At 61.1% G+C, this 23,883-nt stretch carries 21 protein-coding genes; 20 read left to right on the forward strand and 1 reads right to left on the reverse strand.

Translation table 11 applies throughout. The features are described from left to right. Positions 1-97: 97 nt before the first annotated feature. From IVA81_RS03475 to IVA81_RS03520, 10 genes are all read left to right on the forward strand, one after another. Positions 98-853: a biotin/lipoate--protein ligase family protein gene (locus IVA81_RS03475; protein WP_247312262.1), complete on the forward strand. Its 756-nt coding sequence runs from the start codon at positions 98-100 to the stop codon at positions 851-853. Continuing rightward, a complete protein-coding gene (locus IVA81_RS03480) occupies positions 850-1,389 on the forward strand; it encodes a DUF6505 family protein (protein WP_247312265.1) in 540 nt (179 codons plus the stop codon). Before IVA81_RS03475 ends, IVA81_RS03480 begins: the two co-directional genes overlap by 4 nt. Beyond that, a complete protein-coding gene (locus IVA81_RS03485; protein ID WP_247312268.1) occupies positions 1,386-2,405 on the forward strand; it encodes a DUF6352 family protein in 1,020 nt (339 codons plus the stop codon). Before IVA81_RS03480 ends, IVA81_RS03485 begins: the two co-directional genes overlap by 4 nt. Continuing rightward, positions 2,402-2,917 carry a DUF3305 domain-containing protein gene (locus IVA81_RS03490; protein WP_247312271.1) on the forward strand — a complete coding sequence of 172 codons (516 nt, stop codon included), beginning with the start codon at positions 2,402-2,404 and terminating at the stop codon, positions 2,915-2,917. The genes IVA81_RS03485 and IVA81_RS03490 overlap by 4 nt, the downstream gene beginning before the upstream one ends. Next, complete coding sequence (locus IVA81_RS03495; protein WP_247312274.1) at positions 2,914-3,534, forward strand: DUF3306 domain-containing protein; 621 nt, start codon at positions 2,914-2,916, stop codon at positions 3,532-3,534. Before IVA81_RS03490 ends, IVA81_RS03495 begins: the two co-directional genes overlap by 4 nt. 133 nt (positions 3,535-3,667) lie before the next feature. Beyond that, positions 3,668-4,444, forward strand: a complete 777-nt coding sequence (locus IVA81_RS03500) for a Cro/CI family transcriptional regulator (protein WP_247312277.1) — start codon at positions 3,668-3,670, stop codon at positions 4,442-4,444. A gap of 29 nt (positions 4,445-4,473) precedes the next feature. Continuing rightward, complete coding sequence (locus tag IVA81_RS03505) at positions 4,474-4,689, forward strand: twin-arginine translocation signal domain-containing protein (protein ID WP_247312280.1); 216 nt, start codon at positions 4,474-4,476, stop codon at positions 4,687-4,689. 15 nt (positions 4,690-4,704) lie between these two features. Continuing rightward, positions 4,705-7,650 carry a formate dehydrogenase subunit alpha gene (locus IVA81_RS03510; protein WP_247312283.1) on the forward strand — a complete coding sequence of 982 codons (2,946 nt, stop codon included), beginning with the start codon at positions 4,705-4,707 and terminating at the stop codon, positions 7,648-7,650. A 12-nt stretch (positions 7,651-7,662) separates the two neighbouring features. Continuing rightward, on the forward strand, positions 7,663-8,259 hold the full coding sequence (gene fdh3B / locus IVA81_RS03515) for a formate dehydrogenase FDH3 subunit beta (protein WP_247312286.1): 597 nt from the start codon (positions 7,663-7,665) through the stop codon (positions 8,257-8,259). A gap of 39 nt (positions 8,260-8,298) precedes the next feature. Next, positions 8,299-9,294 carry a formate dehydrogenase subunit gamma gene (locus tag IVA81_RS03520; RefSeq protein ID WP_247312289.1) on the forward strand — a complete coding sequence of 332 codons (996 nt, stop codon included), beginning with the start codon at positions 8,299-8,301 and terminating at the stop codon, positions 9,292-9,294. Positions 9,295-9,321: 27 nt separating this feature from the next. On the opposite strand, the gene IVA81_RS40440 is transcribed toward IVA81_RS03520, so the two are convergent. Continuing rightward, on the reverse strand, positions 9,322-9,444 hold the full coding sequence (locus tag IVA81_RS40440; RefSeq protein WP_256469294.1) for a hypothetical protein: 123 nt from the start codon (positions 9,442-9,444) through the stop codon (positions 9,322-9,324). A gap of 878 nt (positions 9,445-10,322) precedes the next feature. Here IVA81_RS40440 and IVA81_RS03525 point away from each other — a divergent pair. The 10 genes from IVA81_RS03525 (at position 10,323) to IVA81_RS03570 (ending at position 23,876) form a co-directional block, all read left to right on the forward strand. Next, the gene (locus IVA81_RS03525; RefSeq protein WP_247312293.1) at positions 10,323-11,375 is read left to right on the forward strand and encodes an NAD(P)-dependent alcohol dehydrogenase; all 1,053 of its coding nucleotides are present in this window, start codon (positions 10,323-10,325) and stop codon (positions 11,373-11,375) included. A gap of 1,608 nt (positions 11,376-12,983) precedes the next feature. Then, positions 12,984-14,654: an aromatic/alkene/methane monooxygenase hydroxylase/oxygenase subunit alpha gene (locus IVA81_RS03530; RefSeq protein ID WP_247312296.1), complete on the forward strand. Its 1,671-nt coding sequence runs from the start codon at positions 12,984-12,986 to the stop codon at positions 14,652-14,654. A gap of 83 nt (positions 14,655-14,737) precedes the next feature. Continuing rightward, on the forward strand, positions 14,738-15,778 hold the full coding sequence (locus IVA81_RS03535) for a 2Fe-2S iron-sulfur cluster-binding protein (RefSeq protein WP_247312301.1): 1,041 nt from the start codon (positions 14,738-14,740) through the stop codon (positions 15,776-15,778). Between the two features lie 56 nt (positions 15,779-15,834). Continuing rightward, positions 15,835-16,905 carry an aromatic/alkene monooxygenase hydroxylase subunit beta gene (locus tag IVA81_RS03540; protein ID WP_247312303.1) on the forward strand — a complete coding sequence of 357 codons (1,071 nt, stop codon included), beginning with the start codon at positions 15,835-15,837 and terminating at the stop codon, positions 16,903-16,905. 6 nt (positions 16,906-16,911) lie between these two features. Further along, a complete protein-coding gene (locus tag IVA81_RS03545) occupies positions 16,912-17,283 on the forward strand; it encodes an MmoB/DmpM family protein (RefSeq protein ID WP_027550986.1) in 372 nt (123 codons plus the stop codon). Positions 17,284-17,414: 131 nt separating this feature from the next. After that, entirely contained in the window at positions 17,415-18,437 is a 1,023-nt protein-coding gene (locus IVA81_RS03550) for an amidohydrolase family protein (protein WP_247312305.1), read from the forward strand. A gap of 5 nt (positions 18,438-18,442) precedes the next feature. Then, a complete protein-coding gene (locus IVA81_RS03555) occupies positions 18,443-19,279 on the forward strand; it encodes an iron-sulfur cluster assembly protein (protein ID WP_247312308.1) in 837 nt (278 codons plus the stop codon). Positions 19,280-19,363: 84 nt separating this feature from the next. Further along, positions 19,364-20,995 (forward strand): molecular chaperone GroEL, encoded by a 1,632-nt coding sequence (locus IVA81_RS03560; protein ID WP_247312311.1) that lies wholly within the window; start codon positions 19,364-19,366, stop codon positions 20,993-20,995. Between the two features lie 226 nt (positions 20,996-21,221). Continuing rightward, complete coding sequence (locus IVA81_RS03565; RefSeq protein ID WP_247312314.1) at positions 21,222-21,716, forward strand: hypothetical protein; 495 nt, start codon at positions 21,222-21,224, stop codon at positions 21,714-21,716. Positions 21,717-21,833: 117 nt separating this feature from the next. Beyond that, positions 21,834-23,876, forward strand: a complete 2,043-nt coding sequence (locus IVA81_RS03570) for a sigma 54-interacting transcriptional regulator (RefSeq protein ID WP_247312317.1) — start codon at positions 21,834-21,836, stop codon at positions 23,874-23,876. Positions 23,877-23,883 lie beyond the last annotated feature (7 nt).

Here is a 23,883-nt window from a genome sequence, read left to right on the forward strand (position 1 = left end):
AAGCCTCCGTCGGTGCGGCGCGGAGGACGGACTCGCGCCGACCCATTACCTCATATAGCATTGTCCACGGGTAAAAAAAGGAAGTGGAGGACGGCCCATGCCGTCGACCTCGACCACCCACGTTTCCCTGGCGGAACCTATCCAGTTGCCGCCGCCGTTCACGCTCGTCCGGCTGCGCGAGCGCGGAGATGCCTTTGCCCAAGCTTGCCGCATTGCACCCGAGGGCGGCGCTGGCACGCTGGTTTACGTCGGACGGTTCGACTTTGCCGAGTTCGCCGTGGTGCTCGAACCGGGGGAACCCCTGCGCAGCGCGCGGCGCGCCTTCTATGCCGGCATGGTCGCGCTCACCGACGCCCTGCGCGCCTACGCGCCGCCCAACAAGATAGTGACGATCGACTGGCCTGATGCGGTCAGGATTGACGGCGGGCTGGTGGGCGGTGGGCGGATGGGATGGCCGTCGTCCGCCCGCGAGGACGAGCTGCCCGCATGGCTTGTGTTCGGCGCCATGATCCGCACCGTCGCAATGACCGACCAGGGGCCCGGCGTTCACCCGCTGGTTTCAGCACTGGATCAGGAGGGTTTTGGCGAGGCGGGTGCCGTGCAGGTGATGGAGAGCTTTGCGCGCCATTTGATGCGGGCGCTCGACTGCTGGCAGGTCGACGGCTTTGAGCGCATCGCGCGCGACTATCTTGGCCGGGTGCCACGCGAGCGGCAGAGGCTTCTGCGGATCGACGATCACGGAGATCTCCTGACGCGCCGCGTCGGTGCGGACCGGACTGAGCGAAGGGGGCTCGTGAAGGCGCTAGGCAAGCCCGGCTGGTTCGATCTGAAGCTCGGAGGGCCGCGCCTGTGAAGCTGCTGCGGACCATTGCGCTCGATCCGTCCGACACGTTCGTGTTCGACGTGGCGGCCGAGCCGGGCGAGTGGGCCGTCTCCGGCGCCTTCCGCTTCTGCGACCAGGATCCGGCGGCGCTCAGCGGCAAGGCGCGCACGGCCTTCCGCAGCGGCTTTCTCGGCGTGCAATCCTGGGGCTGGTCGACGCTGGTGCAGATCGTGCCGGCGACAGAGGCTGATTGCCGGACGCTGATCGATTTCCTTGCCAGGCAACTGGTCGACCGCTTCGGCGCCCCGGACACGGCAACCGCGCGGACATCAGCGGAAGAGGAGGTTGCTTTCACGCAATCGCTCTGCACGCATCCGATCAGCTCGCTCATTGCCGTGCACCGCACCGCTGATGACGGCGAGATCCGCGAGTCCTTCCGGAGGCTGCAATTGCGGGAAGGGCAGGGACACGGCAAGGCATTCTCCTTCATGGAAGTCGAGGATGACACCGAGCCCGACGGCGGTCTCAATCTCGCGGAGCTGGGCCGGGAGCTGCGACGCCCATGAACGATTCAACGAGCGATTTCTGGATGGCATGTGGCCACCATTTGCTCGATCGCGACGAGAGCGGCGGGCTATGCGTCACCGACGAATTTCTGAAGGCCTATTTTGCCCGCCCGGAACTGATGCCGCCGGACGATGCCTGTCCCGTCGAGCGCCGGCTGCACCGCGAGCTGCTTGTAAATCCGCGCTTGCCGGTGGGCGCAGAGGACGTTGCCGGGATCACCGACGCGGACGCCCGGGAGAACTGGCAGTTCGTGCTGGCCTTTCGCGATCTCCTGTTGCGGTATCCGACGCTGGAAGCGGCCTATCTCGCAAGTGTCCGCTCAGGCATGAGCGACCTGCCGCCATTGTTCGTCAACCAGCTCGTGCACGTGATCCTGCGCAACGCGCTCGATGGCTGTGAGGACCCCTTCGTGTTGCGCGCCGCGGAACTGTTCTTCCGCCCGCAGCGGATTCTGCCGCACGAGCAGGCCCTGCTGCTCGGCGATGACGAGGTCGTCGGCGGACGAAACCCGACGCCGGTGCTCTCGCTGATGTCGATGCTGGGCGCAATGCATGATGCCGAGGTCGATGTCATGACCGAGGAGACCACCGAAGGCTATTGGCAGCGCAGCGACCGGTTCGACATGGCATTCGACCTCACCGCGGGCGGCCGCGGACCGCCTGCGGTGGCGCAGGTCATGACGCGCTGGATCTCCCATCTGCTCGGGATCGACGTCGCCATCGAACCCTTGCGCGCGATAAACGATGCGCACCTCACCTGGTATGTCGGGCTCGATGCCGATGCCACGGGGCTCGGCGACCGTCTCTGGCATGGCGAGGAACTTGACGAGCGCAGCGCAGGCCGCGTGCTCGCGCTGTTCCGGCTGACGTTTGGGGACGCCAGCCAGGCGATGGCAGACGTGCGCGGCGAGCCGGTCTATCTCATGCTGGCGATGACCAATGACCGGAAGCTCCGCATGAAGCCGCAGAATCTGCTGACCGGCTTGCCGATCAAACATCTGGAGATGGTGACGTGAGCGCCGCCGCACTGCCATTGGTGCGCATTCCCGTTGGCATCGTCGTCGAGCGGCGCAAGGCGGACTCGCCATGGGTCGACTTTGTCTGGCGCGGCGTGGCCGTGCTGCCGGACGAGCCGGAGACAAGATCCTGGACAGTCCTGCGCGAGGAGGAGGGGACGACCTTGTTCTACGCGGGCAGTGCCACGGTCGATCTCTATCCATCCGAGACGGCGCGCTATCACGACAATCTCGCATCAGGCAGTCCGTGCATCTGGATCGTTCTGGCGCCCGCGGAGGGCGCCTGGCCCTATACGGTGGCCACCGCCACTGCGGATCCCGCGGAAGGCGAGGCGTTCACCGAGGCCGGCGCCAATCTGGTCGAAGCGGTACCCATGCCCGAGATGCTGCGCGAGGCGATTGACAGTTTCATCGCCGAGCACCACGTCGAGCGCGAGTTCTTCAAGCGCAAGCGACGGCAGGCTGATCCCGAGGCGTTGGCGCGCCGTCAGCATGAAGGCGGGCACGAATGAGCGAGGACCGATTTCTGGAGCGCTGGTCCCGCCGCAAGCAGGAGGCAAAGGCAATCGCCGCGCCTCCCGAGACGGCAATGCCTAACGACGTGCAAGCGACGCCGCCGCTGGCGGCCACAGAAGATGATCCCGACCTTGATCTGTCGAGCCTGCCCTCGATCGACCAGATCACATCGGCAACTGACATCACCGCCTTCCTGCGCAAGGGGATTCCGCAGGAATTGACGCGTGCGGCGCTTCGTCGCGCCTGGAGCGCCGATCCGGCCATTCGTGACTTCGTCGGACTCGCCGAGAACGCCTGGGACTTCAACGATCCGAACGCGATGCCCGGCTTTGGACCGCTGGACTGTTCCGAAGAAGAACTGGCCGCACTGGTTGACCGCATCCTTGGCGGCGTGCGCAAGGCGGCTCAATCCCTCCCGGATGTCGAACCCAAGGATTCTGCACCGGAATTGCAGCAGGCGGAAACTTCGATGATTGCAGATGCGGAAGACAGATCTGCGGCGACGGAGTCCGCGCCCGCTGCTGTTGCATCGCAACCGACGTTGGCTGAGGACGTCGCGCGTGACACCGCTCCCGTGAGGCGCCGCACGCATGGCGGCGCGCTGCCGTCCTAGATGCCCAACCAAAGGCTATAGTGTCAGGCTATAGGCAAACGTTGACCACCCACGGAACCAGGACTACGATTCGCTAGTTCTTTGTAACAAAAGCAATAATCAGGCAGGCGAGGACTCTGGATGGGAGGTCCACGTGCGTGATGAAGGGCTTGATCGCGCCATTGACGCCGTAGGCGGCGTTGCCCAGCTTGCGCGCAAAATTGGTATCAGCCAGCCTTCCGTTTCGAACTGGGTCAAGGTGCCTTCGCAGCGGGTGATTGCAGTCGAAGCCGCAACCGGCGTGTCGCGCAATCAGTTGCGGCCGGATCTCTACCGCGAGAGATCCTTGTCCGAACCGATCGACCCCATCGATGCGGCACGCGCTCAGGAATACGCCTTACTTGCCACGCTTCTGTCCGCAGCTCCATCAAAGCAGCTGCTCGATCAACTCGCCGCATTGAACGCCGATACGACGCCGCTCGGACGCGCGCACGCAGTGCTCGCGGACGCCGCCGCTCACGCGGTCCCGGCCCAGATCGAACGCGAATATTTCGATCTGTTCGTGGGCCTCGGCCGTGGCGAACTGCTGCCCTATGCGTCCTATTACCTGACCGGGTTTCTCAACGAGCGGCCGCTGTCGCGCCTGCGCGCTGACCTCGCGGCGCTCGGGATCGAGCGCGTCGAAAACAATTTCGAGCCCGAGGATCACGCAGCGATCCTGTGCGAGATCATGTCTGGCTTCGCAAGCGGGCAGTTCGAGGCGACCGCGGATACGCAGCGCGCCTTCTTCGAGACGCACGTCGTGTCCTGGATGGGCCGGCTGTTCGCCGACATGGAGAGAGCAGAGGGCGCCGAATTCTATCGCGCGGTCGGGGTACTCGGTCGCCTGTTCATCGAGATTGAGACTGATGCATTCACGTTCGCCAACTGACCAGCGTGCGCTGGTCCGGGAGGAAAGCGATGAGGGACGAAAAGGAAAAGAAAGTCGCTGTCGGGCGCCGCGATGTCCTCCGCAAGATCGGCATCGGCACGCTCAGTGCCGGTGCGACGCTCGCGACCCCGCTGGTCGGACCTGCGCAGGCCGATAGCGAGAACAACGATGAGAAGCGCAAGGCGCGCTACACGGAATCCGACCATGTGAAGACGTACTATCGCGTCAATCGCTATCCCAGTTGAGACAGGGAGGCAGCCGTGCTTATCAAGAGAACACAGCGTTCCGGCTCCGACCATCGCGGCTCCGTCGCGGAAGGCCTTGCTCGTCAATCCGGTGGTCTTGATCGCCGCAGCTTCCTGCGCAAATCTGGTCTTGCGGGCGGCGCGCTCGCCGCGCTCGGCACCATCCCTATCGGCAGCGTGCGCAAGGCGGAAGCGGCCACCGCGGGTCCGCTCGCCGCGGGCGCCACCGTCCGCAAGAGCATCTGCACGCATTGCTCGGTCGGATGCACCGTGACGGCGGAGGTGCTGAACGAGGTCTGGATCGGCCAGGAGCCGAGCTGGGAATCGCCGATCAATCGCGGATCGCATTGTGCCAAGGGCGCATCCGTACGCGAGCTCGTGCACAGCGACCGGCGACTGCGCTATCCGATGAAGCTCGTGGGCGGGCAGTGGACGCGTGTCTCCTGGGAGACCGCGATCAATGAGATCGGCGACAAGTGCCAGGGCATTCGCGAGAAGTCGGGGCCGGATTCCGTCTATTGGCTGGGATCGGCCAAGATGACCAATGAAGGCGCCTATCTGTTCCGCAAGCTTGGCGCGTTCTGGGGAACCAACAACACCGATCATCAGGCGCGGATCTGCCATTCGACGACCGTCACCGGCGTGGCCAACACCTGGGGCTACGGCGCGATGACCAACAGCTATAACGACATTCGCAACGCCAAGACCCAGGTCGTGCTGGGCGGCAATCCGGCGGAGGCGCATCCCGTGTCGCTGCAGCATCTGCTCGAGGGCAAGGAGCTGCAAAAGGCCAACTTCATCGTCATCGATCCCCGGATGACGCGGACCGCGGCGCATGCGACCGAATATGTGCGGATGCGGCCGGGCACCGACATACCCGTGCTCTACGGCATGATGTGGCACATCCTCCAGAACGGCTGGGAGGACAAGGAATTCATCCAGCAGCGCGTCTACGGTTTCGACGATCTGCGCAAGGAAGTGGAGAAGTGGAATCCGGAGGAAGTGGAGCGCGTCAGTGGCATTCCCGGCGAACAGCTCAAGCGCGTAGCCAAGATGTTTGCCACGGAGAAGCCGTCAACACTGATCTGGGCCATGGGCCAGACGCAGAAGACCGTCGGCACCGCCAACGTGCGCGCGAGCTGCATCCTGCTTCTGATGACCGGCAATGTCGGCGGACAGGGCATGGGCGCCAACATTTTCCGCGGCCACGACAACGTGCAGGGAGCGACCGACGTCGGGCTGGATATCGTCACGCTGCCATTCTACTACGGCCTCGCCGAAGGCGCGTGGAAGCACTGGTCGCGGGTCTGGGAGGTCGACTACGAATACTTGAAGTCACGCTTCGACACCAAGCAGATCATGGAAACCCCCGGCATTCCGCTCACCCGTTGGTTCGACGCGGTGACGCTGCCGAAAGATCAGGTCGCGCAGAAAGACAATGTGCGGGCGGTGTTCGTTCAGGGACACGCCAGCAACAGCATCACCCGCATTCCGGAATCTCTCAAAGGCCTGAAGGCGCTCGAGCTGCTTGTCATCGCCGACCCGCATCCGACGACCTGGGCCTCGCTCTCGGTCGAAGCGGGACGCAAGGATGGGGTCTACATCCTTCCGGTCGCCACGCAATTCGAGTGCAAGGGCTCGCGTGTCGCTTCGAACCGGTCGCTGCAGTGGGGCGAGCAAATCGTCAAGCCGGTGTTCGAATCCAAGGACGATCTCGAAGTCATCTACCTGATGGCCAAGAAGCTCGGCTTCGCCGACAAGATGTTCAAGAACATCAAGGTCGAGAACAATCTGCCCGAGGCCGAGGATGTCCTGCGCGAGATGAACCGCGGCAGCTGGTCGACCGGCTATTGCGGCCAATCGCCCGAGCGGCTCAAGGCGCACATGAAGAACCAGGCCAAGTTCGACATGCTGACCATGCGCGCGGCGAAAGACGAGCCGGAAATCGGTGGCGACTATTATGGTCTGCCGTGGCCGTGCTGGGGCTCGCCGGAAGTCAGGCATCCGGGCACGCCGCTGCTCTACAACACCAATCTCCACGTGATGGATGGTGGCGGAACTTTCCGGCCGCGCTTCGGCGTCGAGCGCGAGGAGAAGCTGCCGGACGGGACCACGCGGAAGGTCAGCCTGCTGGCGGACAAGTCCTCCTCCAAGGACTCGGAGATCCAGGACGGTTATCCCGAATTCACATTGGCGAGCCTGAAGAAGCTCGGCTGGGATACCGATCTCACCGAAGCGGAGATGGCCACGATCAACAAGATCAATCCCGCCGCCCCCGATGCCGTGTCGTGGTCGCTCGATCTCTCCGGCGGCATCCAGCGGGTTGCGCTCAAGCACGGCTGTGTGCCCTACGGCAACGGCAAGGCGCGCATGAACGCGTTCGGCCTGCCGGATCCGATTCCGGTGCATCGCGAGCCGATCTACACGCCGCGCGTCGACCTCGTCGCAAAATATCCGACGTTGCCCGATGCCAAGCAGTTCCGCATGCCCAATATCGGTTTCTCCATCCAGAAAGCTGCGGTGGAGAAGGGAATCGCAAAACAGTTTCCGCTCATTCTGTCGTCGGGCCGTCTGGTTGAATATGAGGGCGGCGGTGAGGAGACCCGTACCAATCCGTGGCTTGCCGAACTGCAGCAGGACATGTTCATCGAGATCAGTCCTGCCGATGCCGCCGATCGCGGTATCAAGGACGGCGGCTGGGTCTGGGTCACCGGCGCCGAGAGTAGCTCCAAGGCGAGAATGAAAGCGCTGGTGACGGAGCGGGTCGGCAAGGGCGTTGCCTGGATGCCGTTCCACTTCGGCGGCTGGCTCGGGGGCAAAGATCTGCGCAGCGCCTACCCGAAGGGCACCGATCCCATTGTGCTCGGCGAAAGCGCGAACACCATCACCACCTATGGCTACGATCCCGCCACGGGCATGCAGGAGCCCAAGGTCACCCTCTGCCAGATTGCTGCGGCATAAGGAGCAACGACGATGGCCCGTATGAAATTCCTCTGCGACGCCGACCGTTGCATCGAGTGCAACGCCTGCGTGACCGCGTGCAAGAACGAGCACGAGGTCCCCTGGGGCATCAACCGGCGCCGTGTGGTCACCATCAACGACGGCAAGCCCGGCGAGCGTTCGGTTTCGATGGCCTGCATGCACTGCACCGATGCTCCCTGCGCGGCGGTGTGTCCGGTGAACTGCTTCTACACCACCGCCGATGGTGTTGTGCTGCACTCCAAGGACCTCTGCATCGGCTGCGGCTATTGCTTCTACGCCTGTCCGTTCGGGGCGCCGCAATATCCGAAGGTCGGCAACTTCGGCTCGCGCGGCAAGATGGACAAATGCACCTTCTGCGCCGGCGGCCCCGAGGCCGACGGCAGCAAGGCGGAATATGAGAAATACGGTGCGAACCGTCTTGCCGAAGGCAAACTGCCGCTGTGCGCCGAGATGTGCTCGACCAAGTCGCTATTGGCCGGCGACGGCGAGATCATCGCGCAAATCTACAAGGAGCGTGTGATGAAGCGCGGCTACGGCTCGGGTGCATGGGGCTGGAAGACGGCCTATCGCGAGACGATCGAGTCCTGACGCAAGCTGCGGTGACGCGCGCAAGACCGGGAGGAGCTCATGGCGTCGTTTGGAAGGTTCATTCGTTTAGGCGTCGGCGCGTGGGCACTGCTTCTGCTGGTCATCGTGGCGCCGGCACCGTCGAGCGCCCAGCAGGTCAATCCAACCGCGAGCTCGGTCAAGGAACAGCAGCTTCTGCAGGAGCTGAACCGGATCCAGGGCCGCGTCAGTATCCCGGATCAGCGGTCCGGTGTTCTCGAGCAGCCGCAGGGGCGCGAATGGCGTGAGTTCCGCAATGTCACGCTACGGTGGATTGGTGGCGTGGCGATCATCGGTATGCTGGCGCTGCTCGTGATCTTTTACCTCACGCGCGGCATGGTCCGCCTGGAAAGCGGCCGATCGGGACGCACCATCGTGCGCTTCAACATGTTTGAGCGGTTCGTGCACTGGATGACCGCGACCTGCTTCATCATTCTGGCGATCTCCGGACTGAACATCACCTTCGGACGGCCGCTACTGCTGCCGCTGATCGGATTCGAGGCGTTTTCGGAATGGTCGCAATGGGCGAAGTATGCCCACATTTATTTGAGCTTCCCGTTCACCATCGGAGTCGTGCTGATCCTTCTGATGTGGCTTGGCGGCAATATCCCGAGCAAGCTCGATGTGGAGTGGATCAAGCGGGGAGGCGGTCTGATCGGGCATGATCACCCGCCGGCCCGTCGCTTCAACGCGGGCCAAAAGGGGATCTACTGGATCGTCGTGATTGGCGGCGGTCTCGTCGCTGCGACCGGCTATCTCCTCATGTTCCCGTTCTACACCACGGGGATTGAGGGCATGCAGATGGCCCAGATCGTTCACTCCATCGTTGCGGTGTTGTTCGTCGCGGCGATGCTCGCGCACATCTACATCGGCACGATCGGTATGGAAGGCGCGTTCGAGGCGATGGGATCAGGCGAAGTTGACGTCAATTGGGCGCGCGAGCATCACAGCCTATGGCTGGACGAGGAGACGGCGCGCACAAGGCAGCCGCGCCACGCGGCCTCTGCGGCGGAGTAGCGGCGGAGAGCGGCCCCTGGCCGCTCCCTAGAGACGCACGCCGATTGTCGCAAAGGCCTGTGCGACGGGCTCCTGAATGCCGCTAAGCATCGCAGCCGAGGCTGCGGCGATCACGACAGCCGCCACGCAGGCGAGCAAGAAAGCTTTCATCCGAATCCTCCAAAAATTCTGTATGGTGCACGCGACCCTTAGCACGTCGCGCGCGGGCCTCGCGCACGACAGGAGATGTGACAATCTGCGGGCGGTCGCAGCAGCCAACCACCGGCGCCGATCAGTGGACGGCAGGCGTGAGTTATACTCGCATTGCGAGATGAGTATAACCGAGGCGCCTAATGACCCGAATGCTTAAAGATGTTCTGAGCGCTCCGGGTGCTGCCTGTGCACTTCTGCTCTCGTGCGCGCGACGTGTGCACTGAGAATCCGAAACGGTGATTTCGGCTTCCAACCCATGCATATATCCTCCTAGAAGAGCCAAACAGCGGAATCTTGGTCAAACCAAATTGCTCAATCGGTCCAGTCACATAGCGGAGCGAGAGTTCAAGTTTTTCAAGCCATTAGAGGGCGGCGTGTGCACGACGTGTGCACCGGGAGATACAGACAAATCTATAGAGGGCAAACTGAGGAGTGTCGCGCCCCAGACGTGATCTGCAGAGGAGTTCTGTCTCCAACCAGAAGTGTACTTTGTGAGATCTTCGTAGTCGCTGTGCTTTCGAGTCTATCAACTGGATCGGAGCAAGTCGGCATGCGGCATAGCGTTCGCCAATAGAGACCTTCCCAACTTGAGCTTCGTGGCCAGTCACATAGGCGACGATCGACCATGAGACGCTAGCCCAGATGCCTACTGGCAAGAATCATCATCCGCGCGCGATCTCTTGATTAGACCCACTCAATGCGGTCAAACCGCTTCAAGCGGCTTGTCGAGGTTGGAACGGTCGTTTGCGCTGCAATAACGAATCCGCTGGCACGAAAAATGCTGAGGCGCCTCGGCGATGGCGAGCGCAAAGTTCGCTGGGCAGACGGAGGACAACATGAGAGCCCAAGTATTGAGAGCGTATGACGAAAAGCTGTCCATCGACCAGTGGGTCAGCGAGGAAGAAGTGCCTGATCCACGGCTGACAAAATCGACGGACGTCATCGTCCGTATCGGCGGTGCGGGCGTATGCAGGACCGATCTTCATATCATCGAAGGCGTCTGGAAGCCGCACATGGATCCGACCGGAGACAAACTGTTACCCATTATCATGGGACACGAAAATGCAGGCTGGATCGAAGAGGTTGGCAAGGAAGTTGACGGCCTGAAGAAAGGTGACCCGGTCATCGTTCATCCGAAGATAACCGGCGGCACGTGTCTCGCCTGTCGCCGTGGCTTCGACATGCACGGTCCCGGCACTTTTCCGGGTCTCGACTGCAACGGTGGCTACGCAGAATTTCTTTGCACCTCGGAACGCAACATCGTGCCGCTGCCGCGGACGCTTGCTCCGAAGGATGTGGCGCCGTACGCGGATGCGGGCCTTACGGCCTATCGCGCAATCAAGAAGGCCACGCGTCACCTTCTGCCAGGCGAATCCTGCGTCGTTATCGGAGCTGGTGGGTTGGGCCACATCGGAATCCAGTGTCTCAAGGCGATGTGTGCGGCTGACGTTATCGTGGTCGACAAGTCCGAAGCGTCGCTGAAATTGGCCGAAAAGTCGGGTGCCGATCATCTGGTGAAAGCTGACGGCAACGAAGTGGCAGCGGTGCTGGCTCTGACTGCCGGAAACGGTGCGGAAGCGGTGATCGACTTCGTCGGCGAGAAGGGCACGACATCCAAAGGCCTGGCGATGACCCGTCCGATGGGTAGCTATTACGTTGTTGGCTATGGTGAGGATATCCGTGTTCCGACCGTCGACATGGTGATTACCGAGAAGAACATCATCGGAAATCTGGTCGGCACATGGTCCGAGCTAACGGAGTTGATGGCACTCGCGGATCGAGGCCTGGTGGAACTAGCGACCGCCGAATATCGCCTGGCCGATGCAAACAAGGCGTTGCACGATCTCAACGCCGGCAAGATTCATGGACGTGCTGTTTTAATTCCTTGATTCAGGACGGCGTCATCCATCGCGAGAATGCGTTCCTCGCGATGGATTTGACCTCCCTCCGTCTGTCGGGGTATCCGTGCAGACCGCTCATGTTGCGGCGCAAACCCTGCGGGGCTAGACGAATACTCGCACGGGGTCTCATTTTGCGTCGTCGTCGCAATTTGCAACGCGACCGGTCTCAGGGCGATATCCCAATGTTGCCCAGCTCCGTCTTCCGCTGCTCGGGAGACGATCCGAAAGAGACCCTCCAACGATCTGGCACGGCCGTTGCAATCTCCTGTGCAGGTACTCGCCGGCGAAGCACACCGATACGGCCAAGAACGAGCCGCTTCGCCTTCAGGCGCACATCAGAGGCAAACTCTTGCGCCTGGCGTCCGTATCCGCCGCGAGACATGGCAAGCCAGCACCATCGTCGACGCCGCACTTCGCGTGTGATCGCGGTGCTGTGTGAAAGCTTGGAGAATTATTCACGCGATATCGACAGGAGGCCAGAATGGGCAAGAGCTCCAAGAATTCTCACTACGGTTCAGCGAGTTGCTGCGCCGTCTGCGGCGGAAAGTTTGGCCTTATCCGTTACTACTGCTGGCGGACGGCGCTTTGCTCCAGTAAGTGCGTCGACCGGTTCAGAGTACGTAGGGAGGCCGACCATAGATGGCTCCGCTGGTTGCGGGCCGTTTAGGTGTTCAACGATGACATGGTGGCATTGTCATGCTTCGCATTGGGAGGCGCCACGTGAGGTTCATTCTGGTGAACGGCAGGACGCCATGTCAAAAAACGTTCTGCATGTTTTGCTGTGAGCCAATTCACGCAAGCTATCTGAGAGAATTTAGTACCGGACTGCCCTTTTGCGATCATGATTGCTATGCCCTTTATTCCGGCCGCTGGATGTCGAGAGTTGGGCAATCAAAGAACTCAGCCGTTGTGGACGACTATCGCTAGTTCAAACCGGTTTCGATCTTCGTCAATTGCCGACAAGTGCTCGCTGGCCGGCTGAGAGCGGACCGTTAGAAACTCTCTCTGGTTCTCTCAACGCGCGGCATAGATCAACGTCGAAAAGAAATTGCAGCATCCAAGCAAGCCGACTGATCGATATTGCGACGCAAATATTGCGGTGCAGAATCGACGGCTGCGCGTCGCTGAGATTCTCATTTTGCAATTCGTGTCGCAAATTGCATCTCAGTCAGTTGCGACCCAAGCATTGCGACGTCTCTGCCTTCGCTCATTTTCCGACTTACCCAATCAGAAATCACTTGGCTTGGCCCCAAGACGCGCTGGCACGCCCATTGCAAAGCTCCTGGACACAACAACGCCGACTGCTCCGTCTGGGGCGAGCCGCGAAAAGAACGAGGGAAGGGGATGCTCAGCTGAAGGCGCGCTTCATGCGGGATGGGACAATTGCGATCGGGGGCCGCTGGGTCCGAAGATCGTCCCTGATCATCCCCGGAGTGCTCCCCAGTCATCCTAGACCCTTGCCGATATCAAACGTCCGGTCGTGCGAGCGACCGCGAGGTGGCCCGTAACGCACGGGTAAGCACTGCCCGGCCCGTCGAGGTCCTGGGCAGGCGGAATATCGAAGTGGTCTCTGACCCGATCAGGAGGATAGACGAGATGTCTGGAACGTTAACACTCAACAAGATCACCGCCCAGCGCGGCATTTCAGTCGGTGAGGCTGCAAAGAAGATTGCAGACCTCGGGTGGAATCCTTCCTACGTCCAGGAAGCGATGACCTTCCCCACGGACTACAAAATCGCGAAGGCGCCGAAGGATCCGATGAAGCAGGTCCTTCGCTCTTACTTCCCGATGCAGGAAGAAAAGGACAACCGCGTCTATGGCGCGCTCGATGCCGCCCTGCGCGGCGACATGTTCCGCAACGTCGAGCCCCGATGGGTCGAGTGGATGAAGCTGTTCCTGGCGATCATCCCGTTCCCCGAAATCTCCGCTGCACGGTCCATGGCCATGGTCGGACGTCTTGCGCCCGGCGAAGATCTCCGCACTGGCTTCACTATGCAGATGGTCGACGAGTTTCGTCACTCGACGATCCAGATGAACCTGAAGAAATGGTACATGGAGAACTACATCGACCCGGCCGGGTTCGACATCACCGAAGAAGCGTTCGGCAAGTGCTACGCCACCACCATCGGCCGTCAGTTCGGTGAAGGCTTCATCACCGGTGACGCGATCACGTCAGCGAACGTTTACCTGACCGTCGTTGCCGAGACCGCGTTCACCAATACGCTGTTCGTCGCGATGCCGTCAGAAGCCGCCCGCAACGGCGACTATGCGCTGCCAACCGTCTTCCTCTCGGTTCAGTCGGACGAGAGCCGCCATATCGGCAACGGTCACTCGATGCTGATGTCGATGCTGAAGGAGCTGGAGAACCATCTGCTGCTCGAGCGCGACATGCGTTATGCGTTCTGGCAGAACCACGCCATCGTCGACGCGGCGATCGGGACGTTCATCGAATACGGTACCACGAACCGCGACAAGAACAAGGAATCCTACGCGGAGATGTGGCACCGCTGGATCTTCGAGGACTATTATCGGACCTACATGCTGCCGCTCGAAAAGTACGGCATCAAGATCCATCATGACGACGTGCAGACCGCCTGGAAACGGCTGACCGAGAAGCACTACGTCCACAGAGTCGCGCAGTTCTTCGCGGTCGGCTGGTCGGCGAACTTCTGGCGCATTGAGGCCCAGACCGACAAGGACTTCGAGTGGTTCGAGCACAAGTACCCGGGCTGGTATGCTCAATTCGGAGAGTTCTGGAAGTGGTACGAGAAGCTGTCGCATCGCGGCCAGACCAACATCCTCTTCAACAGCGATGTCGGCTATGTCTATCCGCATCGTTGCTGGTCGTGCCTGGTGCCTTGCCTGATCCGAGAGGATATCGTCACAGATGAGATCGACGGCAAGCTCTACACGTTCGCCCATGAGATCGATCGCTGGACGGCGGTCGAAGCTTTCGCCGGCGAATATCAGGGGCGTCCGACCCCGGCGATGGGACGGTTCAGCGGCCGTCGCGAGTGGGAAAGCGTCTATCACAATGTGGATATCGCCGACGCAATCAAGGATCTTGGCTTCGTGCGTACGGACGGCAAGACCCTGGTCGCCCAGCCGCACCTGCGCTTCGACGAGAAGGAGATGTGGACGCTCGACGATGTCCGCGGCCACATTCTTAAGAGCCCGCTGCTCACCCTGCGAGAGATGAGCCCGGCCGACCGAGAGGCGCATCTCGCCGACTATCGCAAGGGATTCACCATCAATCCCTGCAACTAAGCGAAGCGGAAGGAGCCGGCCCTGGCTGGCTCCTTCCCGCCACCCTGAACAAAATCTGCAAGCCTTGGTTTGAGGAGGCCCCTATGGGCGCGCCCGCTAATGTCGTACGCCTGCAACCCGTGGGCATAGAATTCGAGGTCGAGGAGAACGAAACCGTTCTCGACGCCGCGTTCCGCCAGGGCATCGCGTTGCCGCACGGTTGCAAAGAGGGGCAATGCTCGGCGTGCAAATGCGTGCTCACTGGCGGTGATGTAGAGCTGAAGAAATACTCGACCTTTGCGCTCAACGAAATGGAGCGCGGTCAGGACTATATCCTGTTGTGCCGAACCTTGGCCTATTCGGATCTTGAGGTGGAGCTCCTCAACTACGACGAGGAGGTGTTGTCCAAATCGATTCCGGTCAAGGAGTTCACGGGCACAGTGACGGGCGTCTCCGCGCTGACCCACGATATCAGGCACCTCGAGATCTCGCTGGAGCAACCTCTGAAGTTCTGGGCGGGTCAATATGTCGACATCACGCTCTCGGGGGCAGAGACGATTACGCGCTCGTTTTCCATGGCAAATTCGCCGGGCGAAAGCCAAAAACTCGCATTCATCATCAAGAAGTACCCGAACGGACGCTTCTCCTCCCGGCTCGACGGAGACCTCGCCATCGGAACCAGGGTCGAGATCAAGGGACCTTACGGCACCTGCTTCAGACGAGAAAACAAAACCGGAGCCATGATCCTGGTTGGCGGCGGCTCGGGAATGTCGCCGCTGTGGTCGATCCTGCACGATCACCTCAACTCCGGCGAAGTGCGCCCCGTACATTTCTTCTACGGGGCCCGCACGCAAAACGACCTGTTCTATCTCGATCGCTTCGCCGGACTGTCCGAGAAGCATCCGGAGTTCAGGTTCGTACCGGTACTTTCTCATTCGACCGACGACGCGACCTGGCACGGCGAAAAAGGCTTCGTGCACGAGGCGGTCGGAGCACACCTGCGCAGCTCGGGCTATGGCGAAGACGTCGACGTTTATGCCTGCGGGCCATCGCCGATGATCGAGGCACTGACGCCAGTTTTGCAGATGAATGATGTCGAATCGGAGCGCGTCTTCTTCGACAAGTTTACACCGGCCACCAACTGAGACGTTCTTCGTGTCGACCTAATGAGTATAGAGCCACCAATGGGAGGAGAGAGACTATGACTGCCGTTCCAAATGTTTCAGTCGGATCCGGCGCAGCCGGTGCTGCAATATTTCCCGACTCGGACAGCCGAAAGTACCGGTATTTCGAGCCACGTAGCAAGCGGGCCACGCACTACGAGGACGTGACCGTTGACGTGCAGCCTGATCCGGAGCGCTATCTGCTGCAGGACTGGATCATTTCTTTCCCGAACGGGAAGGGCGCCTATACCAAGGACAACACGGCGGCGCTGAGCGCGAACTGGCATGCCTTCCGTGCTCCGGACCAGGAATGGGAGCGCACGCACTACCAGCGCCAGTCCAAGATCGAGGCGATGGTTCAGGCGGTGATCGCCAATGGCCGCAAGTCAGGCGCCCCGAAGTCGTTCGACAAAGCATGGATCAAGATCCTGCAAAATCATCTCGGTGCGTGGAAGCACGTCGAGTTCGGGCTTGGCACGTCGCTGATGCAAGCCCAGCGCTACGGCTATACCCAGATGATCAACAACGCGACGCTGACCAATTCGTCCTACAAGCTTCGCCTGGCCCAGGATATCACGCTCTATCTCGCCGAGATCGGAATGGACGTTCAGGGCTTCGACGATGCTGCGGGCAAGCGCGTCTGGCTTGAGGACAAGGGCTGGCAAGGCACCCGGGAAGCGATCGAGTCGATCATGGGATCGGCCGACTATCTTGAGCAGTATTTCGCCACGAACATCGTGTTCGAGCCGCTCGTCGGCGAACTGTTCCGTAGTGGCTTCCTCATGCAGACGGCCTCGTCGAATGGCGACTTCATCACGCCGCCCGTCATCTCGGCGGCGGAGGCCGACTATGAACGCAATCTCGCAAACACGATCGACCTGATGCATCTTCTGGCCACCGACAATCAGCACGCAGCTCACAACAAGAAGCTGTTCCAGGGCTGGGTGAACAAGCACGTGGCGCTCGCCAACAAGGCGGCAGCAGGTCTGCAGCCGATCTGGTCGCAGCCGCATTCGAAGCCGGTGCAGTACGCCGATGCCCGCGCGCAGTCGGTTGAACGCGTCAAGAAGATTCTCGGCGAACTCGGCCTCACCCTTCCCAAGGAGTAAATTGCAATGTCCGTTGCTTCCAGATCTGCCACCAACCAGAACATCTTCCAGAAGATGGGAGACCTTCGTTTCGAACAGACGATCTCTCATCAGTGCGGTGTGACGATGAACGACAGCGTCGAAGCGCGCGCCATCGCCGAATTCATGGGGAAGAAACCGAACGTGACCGTGACCTATCAACCGGCCCTGATCCGTATCGACGGCGAGGGCAAGTTGATCTTCAAGATGGATGAGATCAGCGAAATCCTCGGGAAGGAAATGACGGCCGAGATCTTTGAGGTGAACACCTCGACCCACTACGGCCGGATGGTGCGCATCGACGACAACACGGTGACGCTGTTCGGCAACATGGACGAGGTCTTCGAATACATCGAGTGAGCTCCATTGTCTCCCTGACTGGGCGGGGCTGCATCCACAGCGATTGTGCCCCGCCGCTTCTCGAAGTGTTCTCGCGCGATCACAGCGCGGATTGATCGAATAGAGCTAACCAAGAATTCCTGGAGACTATCATGTTCATAACTCCCAGCGGCGAGGAAGTTTTCGTTATCGACGGTCACACCCATTTCTGGGATGGCAGTCCGGCAAACCAGCTCAACGTCCACGGCAAGCAATTCATCGACTGCTTCTATGCCTATCACACCTCGTTGAGTCCGAAGGACAAGCTCTGGCCGAAGGAGAAGTTCGAGAAATACAGCGCCGACCAGATGTACAACGACCTGTTCGTCGACGGTCCGGACGATATGGCCGTCGTTCAGTCGACCTATCTGACAGAGTTCTACAAGAACGGGTTCAACACCATCGATCGCAATGCCGAGATGGCAAAGAAGTACAAGGATCGCTTCATCGTCAACGGCGCCTTTGATCCGCGGGACGGTGAGAAGGCGCTCGAGTATATCCACTATATGAAGGAGACGTTCGGCATCAAGGGCGTCAAGCTCTATACGGCCGAGTGGAAGGGGGACTCGCGCGGGTGGAAGCTCACAGACCCCAACGCCTACCGCTGCTTCGAGCTCTGCCAGAAGCTCGGAATCACTAACGTCCACGTCCACAAGGGACCGACGATCATCCCGCTGGACAAGGACGCATTCGACGTTCACGACGTGGATCATGCCGCGACCGACTTTCAGGGCCTCAATTTCATCATCGAGCATTGTGGGCTGCCGCGACTGGATGACTTCTGCTGGATCGCAGTGCAGGAGACCAACGTCTATGGCGGCCTCGCGGTGGCGCTGCCCTTCATCCACGGGCGCCCGCGCTATTTCGCTGAAGTGATCAGCGAGCTCCTGTTCTGGGTCGGCGAAGACAAGCTTCTGTTCGGCAGCGACTACGCGATCTGGACGCCCCGCTGGCTGGTCGAAAAGTTCTGGAACTTCGAGCTTCCGGAAGATCTCAAGCAGGAGCACGGCGTCGATCTCACCCCGCAGGCGAAAAAGAAGATCCTGGGCCTCAACGCCGCGCGCCTCTATGGGGTCGACGTCGAAGAGCAGAAGGCGAAGCTTGGGACAAAAGCTCACGCAGTCGCGGCGGAGTGACGAGGATGGACGAGGTCCTTCCACATAGTGACCAACGAACCAGCGAGGTGTGGACGCGCCTCGCAACGGTCACGGATCCTGAACTGGACGAGTCCGTGACCGACCTCGGGTTCGTTGAGCTCGTCACTGTCCATGACGATGGCGGAGTCGACATCGTTTTTCGCCTGCCGACCTACTGGTGTTCTGCGAACTTCGCGTTCCTCATGGCTGACGACATGCGTCATGCGGTGTCAGCGTTGCCGTGGGTTCGCGAAGCGCGACCGCTACTCCGGGATCATATGGTCGCCCAGGAGATCAATCGTGGCGTCAGCGAGGGCAAGTCATTCGCCGAAGCACTCAAGGACTTTGCGCCTGGAGGATCTCTTGACGATTTGCGCGAGAAATTCCGCCGGAAGGCGTTCGAGCGGCGCCAGGAGTTCATGATGCTGGCGTTGCGCGGCCTGGGTTATGAGGATTCGGCGATCTGCCGAATGACTCTGGGCGCTTACGACGAAGTCGACTTCGGGCCGGGAGAAGTCGCGCGCCAGAAGCTGCGTTATCGTGAGCTCCTGGTTGAACGGCATCTGGCCCATCTCCCCGACGACCACGCCTTCGTCACTTACGAGGGCTTCGCCATCAGGCGTCACGAGCTGGTCTCGTATCTGCAGCGGTTGAGGGGGGTGCGGATCAATATGGAGTTCAACAGCTCGCTTTGCAGGGGCCTTCTAGCCGCCCGCTATCGCGAAGTCGATGGTGGCGGTCCGGAACGGGCATCCACGTGCGGCGCGTGTGGCAGTGGTTGTGCCGGCTCGACCATCAAACTGGCGGCCGCCGCCGAAAAACATGCCGTCGCGCCCGCGTGAGACGCATCTGCGACTGCCGATAACGGAGCGGTCAGCAAGTCCGCCCGACCTGACAAACACGAGACCACGTGGGGAGTGAACGCAATGCCAAAAGTTCTGCTGCATGACATAGAGGCTCGTCGCGCCCTTGCGCGTGGAGTCCAGAAGCTCGCCGCTGCCGTCGAATCGACGCTCGGGCCCAAGGGCATGAACGCGATGGTCGACAGGCCAATCGGTACGCCGATCGTGTCACGCGATGGCGTCACCATCGCGTCCGAAATCGAGTTGCCCGATCGTTTCGAGAACATGGGCGCCCAGGTGGTGCGCGAGGTCTCGATGCAGACCAACGAAGTCGCCGGGGACGGTACGACGACGGCGATGGTGCTTGCAAATGGTCTCATTCAAGGAGGGGTTGTTGCCCTGGAGCGCGGCGCCAAGGCTGTAGATCTCTGCAAGGGTATTGACCGGGCCGTCGAGGTCGTTGTCGAGACCCTGAAGAACTCGGCAATTGCCGTCTCAGACCGCAAGACACTCCAGGCGGTGGCGACAATTGCGTCGACCGATGCACATCTAGGCGGGCTGATTGCGGAGGCCGTGGAGCGCGTCGGCAAGGATGGCATCATCAGTTCCGATTACGGGCTGACGACGAACACGACGCTCGAGGTCGTCGAAGGCATGTCGTTCGACCGTGGTTACATTTCGCACCACATGGTGACCGATGTCGAGAAGATGGAAGTGGTGCTGGACCAACCCTACATTCTTTTGACCGATCTGAAGATCAAGACGCCGGGCGAGCTTTCGACGGTGCGGGCCGCAGTCGCGTCGACCGGACGGCCGCTTGTTATTGTGGCTGAAGAGATTGCGCCAGAAGTCGTGCCGACGCTGCTTGGCGACGGCAACCGCGGCAGGGTTCTGGTCGTCAATCCGCCCGACTATGGTCACTGGCGCAAGGCCATGATGGACGACCTCGCCATCATAACGGGGGGGCGAGTGATCGCCCGCGAGCTTGGCGGCAGGCTGGAGGAAGCCGGCCTCGCCGATCTCGGCACCGCCCGCCAGGTTCGGGCCAGTGCCCGCGAAACGGTGATCATCCGCGGCGGCGGCGACAATGCGGCGATCGCCGCGCGGCGCCAGCAGGTCGCCAAGCAATACGATCTGGCACCACCGAACATCGAACAGGACAAGCTCAAGGAGCGGCTGGCAAAGCTCTCAGGTGGCACTGCCGTGATCTTCGTGGGGGGCGTCACTCCGGTCGAGCAAAAGCGTACAATCCAGTTGATCGACGACGCACTCAGTGCAGCGCGTGCTGCAGCCGAGGAGGGCATCGTGCCGGGTGGTGGCACCGCATTGGCACAATGCGCGCCGGTGGTCGCCCGCACGCTCGGCAACATCAATGGCGACCTGGGCGAGGGCATCAAGCTGGTGCGCGAGACACTGTCCCGTCCTGCCGCGTTTATTGCCCGGAACGCGGGCCACGATGCGGCAAAGGTCGTGGCCGACTTGCAGTGCGCGCCGGCGGGCGTCGGCTTCGACGCTGCCAATGGCAAGTTCCTCGACATGGTCTCGGCCGGGATCGTCGACCCGGTCCGAGTGACATATACGGCGCTTCGGAACGCAGCTTCCGTCGCCACCCTGGTCCTGACTACAAACACGCTGGTTGCAGACGTGCCGGAGTACATCGATCCGACACAGGGACCAGCATTGGGCGGCGGGGCGGAGAAGCTTGGGCGTGCATGAGGCATGTGTATGCGGTCCGTATTCCGCCGCGCCGGATCCGGCGAGCGGGATGCCGTGGCCGGCGTGACGCGCGAGTTGGTGGCGACAGCTTGAACTCCGCAATCGCGTGATTGGACGGTGACAATGATCTAGAACGGGCTACAATCTTGAAAGCTCCGGCATGCGCCGAAGGAGGCGGTACAACAAGCCTCCACGGCCATCCGACTGATCGGGTGAGGAGGAGACCATGGTCCACATCATTTCAAAGCGCGACGGCCCGTACCGCGAGGAGGCCGCGGCGAAGGACTTCATTCAGAAGAACCGCACGAAGATCGACGCGGTCGCCAATCATCTGACCGGTGGGCGCTGGCAGGAGTTGCGCAATCCCACGCCTCCTCCTCAGCCCCAGCCATCAGGCAAGCTGTGGTACACGCCGCCGGGCCGTCCGCGAGAGGCGGAACCCTATGTGCGGATCAGCCTCAACGGCCGTATCGTGATCGCAGATCTCGCGTCGGGACGACAACTCCATTTTGTCGGCGAAATGCGTGGAAAGGGCCAATCGCGATACTTCGCCCTGGCCACGCGGGAGAACGGGCTCTTCGATCCGCTGGACGAGGAGATTCGGAAAGTTCTCGCCGATCTTGAGGGCGTGATCGTGCCCGACGAGTCATCCGAGCAGCGCCTGGAGCAAATCATCTCGGGCCGTCTCGGATTGGATGCCGTCGCCAAGAGCACCGAATGATCTCCGCGAACCGGGCCTGTGGGGTGACGATCCCGATCAGGTCCGGTTCAGGTCGCTTCTGCCGATCGGGTTGTTTGCCAACTTACGTATGGTGCTCCAATGCTGACGGAAACGCTCATGGCTAAGCCGCCGTTTTCCCTGGAAGGCTGCAAGGTTCCGGGCGTCACGGATGTCGAGCAGGGGCAGCCATACGATGAGCGAGAGACCAACAGCGCCTGGGAAAACTTTTTGACGTCCGGCGACCTCAGGCGCGAGAACGCGCTGGTGCGCGGTGTCATTGAGGAATCATGGCAGCGCAGCGTCAAATCCGGGGTCAATGCGCATTGCAAGGGCAGCAATCTCGTGGCCTCGCCGGACGATCTCTACGAGTTGCGTCTGAAGAACGATGACTTGCTGGGTTCGAGCGCTCAGACCTTTCGCCGCGTCGCGGAAGTGCTCGGCGACGCCGCGACCATGCTGGTCATCACCGACAGGAACGGCGTCGTGCTCGATGTGGGCGGCGATCAGCGGACGATTGATGCAGGGCACGATATTCGCCTCGAGGTCGGCGCTGCCTGGGGTGAGACGGTGACCGGCACTAACGGCATCGGCACTGCGCTCATCACGGGAAAACCGGTCCATGTCCATGCTGCCGAGCATTTTTCCGAAGGCATCAAAGCCTGGACTTGCGTCGGTAGCCCCATTCGAAGCCCCATCGACGGCAGCATCATCGGCATCATTGACTTTTCTGGACCTCAGGCGATCTTTCACCGGCACAACGTCGCACTGGCGGTGATTGCGGCCAATCACATCGAGCTCGCGCTCTCGGAAAAGATCCGCCTTGAAAGAATACGGCTGCTCGAGGCTAGCATTTCGCGGATGCCGGGGATGGGCAGCAGCGACGGAGTCGTGATTCTCGACCGGTTCGGCAGGGTCGTTCATCACAATGACATGGCGTCAGTTCGCTGGCGACGCATCGCGCAGTCCGGCGACTTGAGCATCGGAAATCGGATTCTACCGAGCAGCGATGGTCGTTTAGCTCAAGACCTGACCAATGGGCTGCCGGAGGAACTGCGAGAACAGCGGATTGAGCCATTGCTCGTCGACGGTATCGTGAAGGGGGCAATGCTCGTGCTCGCATCGAGGCCGCGGATGAATTCTGCCGCGTCTCAAGTTTCGCCGATAGCGCGCGCGGCCCTCATGTCGGCAAAGGAAGCGATTGTCGGATGCAGCGAAGCATTGCAGGATGTGGTTGAAAAGGTTGAACGGGCGGCACTCGGGCGGACGGCTATTCTGCTCGAGGGCGAGACGGGAGTTGGCAAGGAGCTGTTTGCTCGTCTCGTTCATGCCGCCAGCCAGAAGACCGGCAAGGAGCCTTTCGTCGCCTTCAATTGTGGTGCGGTCTCGAAAGAGCTTCTTGGCGGTGAGCTGTTTGGACATGCGCCGGGCGCCTATACCGGCGCCACACGAGAGGGGAAGCCCGGCCGCTTTGAATTTGCCAATGGTGGCGTGCTCAGCCTCGACGAGATCGGCGAGATGCCGCTGGATCTTCAGCCGTACCTGCTCCGCGTGCTGGAAGAGCGTGCGGTGTACCGCCTCGGCGACAACAAACCGCGTCCAGTAGACGTCCGGCTCGTGGCGTCGACCAATCGGAATCTAAAGCAGGAAGTGGTGGAGGGACGTTTCCGGAAGGACCTCTATTTCCGGATCGGCGTCGTCAAGATCACCATTCCGCCGCTCCGGGAGCGCCTGGGCGACGTCGAAATCCTGATCGACCACTTCAATCGACAATTCGCGGACACCTATAGCACCCAACCGCTGCGCTTCGAGGCAGCTACGATGGAATTGTTGCGGCGCTATAGCTGGCCCGGGAACGTCCGCGAACTGCGCAACCTGATCGAGAACCTCGTGCTGATGACGCTCACCGGCGTGGTTACGCCCAGGGACTTGCCCGAGGATTTCGTGGAAGTGGCGGTTCCGCCACCCTCGATGCCCTTGCCGACGGGGCATGGCTCAACGCTGGAAGGTGACGAGATCGCGCGCTTCGACGACATGGAGCGTCGCGCCATCGAGAGGGCCGTGGCAAACGCTGGCGGCAACATTGCGGCCGCCGCCGAGAAGCTGGGGCTTTCGCGTGCCACTCTGTATCGCAAATTGCATCAGTATCGTTCGCGGAGCTGAGGACGGG

Origin of the sequence: Bradyrhizobium sp. 141, from assembly GCF_023074055.1 — a bacterium.
In the GTDB taxonomy this organism is placed as follows: Bacteria; Pseudomonadota; Alphaproteobacteria; order Rhizobiales; family Xanthobacteraceae; genus Bradyrhizobium.

Bases quoted from the DNA above. Each gene is read 5' to 3' on its own strand.
- IVA81_RS03505 (WP_247312280.1), top strand. From the start codon at position 4,474: ATGAGGGACGAAAAGGAAAAGAAAGTCGCTGTCGGGCGCCGCGATGTC.
- IVA81_RS03520 (WP_247312289.1), top strand. From the start codon at position 8,299: ATGGCGTCGTTTGGAAGGTTCATTCGTTTAGGCGTCGGCGCGTGGGCA.
- IVA81_RS03565 (WP_247312314.1), top strand. From the start codon at position 21,222: ATGGTCCACATCATTTCAAAGCGCGACGGCCCGTACCGCGAGGAGGCC.
- IVA81_RS03560 (WP_247312311.1), top strand. From the start codon at position 19,364: ATGCCAAAAGTTCTGCTGCATGACATAGAGGCTCGTCGCGCCCTTGCG.
- IVA81_RS03540 (WP_247312303.1), top strand. From the start codon at position 15,835: ATGACTGCCGTTCCAAATGTTTCAGTCGGATCCGGCGCAGCCGGTGCT.
- IVA81_RS03550 (WP_247312305.1), top strand. From the start codon at position 17,415: ATGTTCATAACTCCCAGCGGCGAGGAAGTTTTCGTTATCGACGGTCAC.
- IVA81_RS03555 (WP_247312308.1), top strand. From the start codon at position 18,443: ATGGACGAGGTCCTTCCACATAGTGACCAACGAACCAGCGAGGTGTGG.
- IVA81_RS03530 (WP_247312296.1), top strand. From the start codon at position 12,984: ATGTCTGGAACGTTAACACTCAACAAGATCACCGCCCAGCGCGGCATT.
- IVA81_RS03495 (WP_247312274.1), top strand. From the start codon at position 2,914: ATGAGCGAGGACCGATTTCTGGAGCGCTGGTCCCGCCGCAAGCAGGAG.
- IVA81_RS40440 (WP_256469294.1), bottom strand. From the start codon at position 9,444: ATGAAAGCTTTCTTGCTCGCCTGCGTGGCGGCTGTCGTGATCGCCGCA.
- IVA81_RS03525 (WP_247312293.1), top strand. From the start codon at position 10,323: ATGAGAGCCCAAGTATTGAGAGCGTATGACGAAAAGCTGTCCATCGAC.
- IVA81_RS03485 (WP_247312268.1), top strand. From the start codon at position 1,386: ATGAACGATTCAACGAGCGATTTCTGGATGGCATGTGGCCACCATTTG.
- fdh3B (WP_247312286.1), top strand. From the start codon at position 7,663: ATGGCCCGTATGAAATTCCTCTGCGACGCCGACCGTTGCATCGAGTGC.
- IVA81_RS03570 (WP_247312317.1), top strand. From the start codon at position 21,834: ATGGCTAAGCCGCCGTTTTCCCTGGAAGGCTGCAAGGTTCCGGGCGTC.
- IVA81_RS03475 (WP_247312262.1), top strand. From the start codon at position 98: ATGCCGTCGACCTCGACCACCCACGTTTCCCTGGCGGAACCTATCCAG.
- IVA81_RS03545 (WP_027550986.1), top strand. From the start codon at position 16,912: ATGTCCGTTGCTTCCAGATCTGCCACCAACCAGAACATCTTCCAGAAG.
- IVA81_RS03535 (WP_247312301.1), top strand. From the start codon at position 14,738: ATGGGCGCGCCCGCTAATGTCGTACGCCTGCAACCCGTGGGCATAGAA.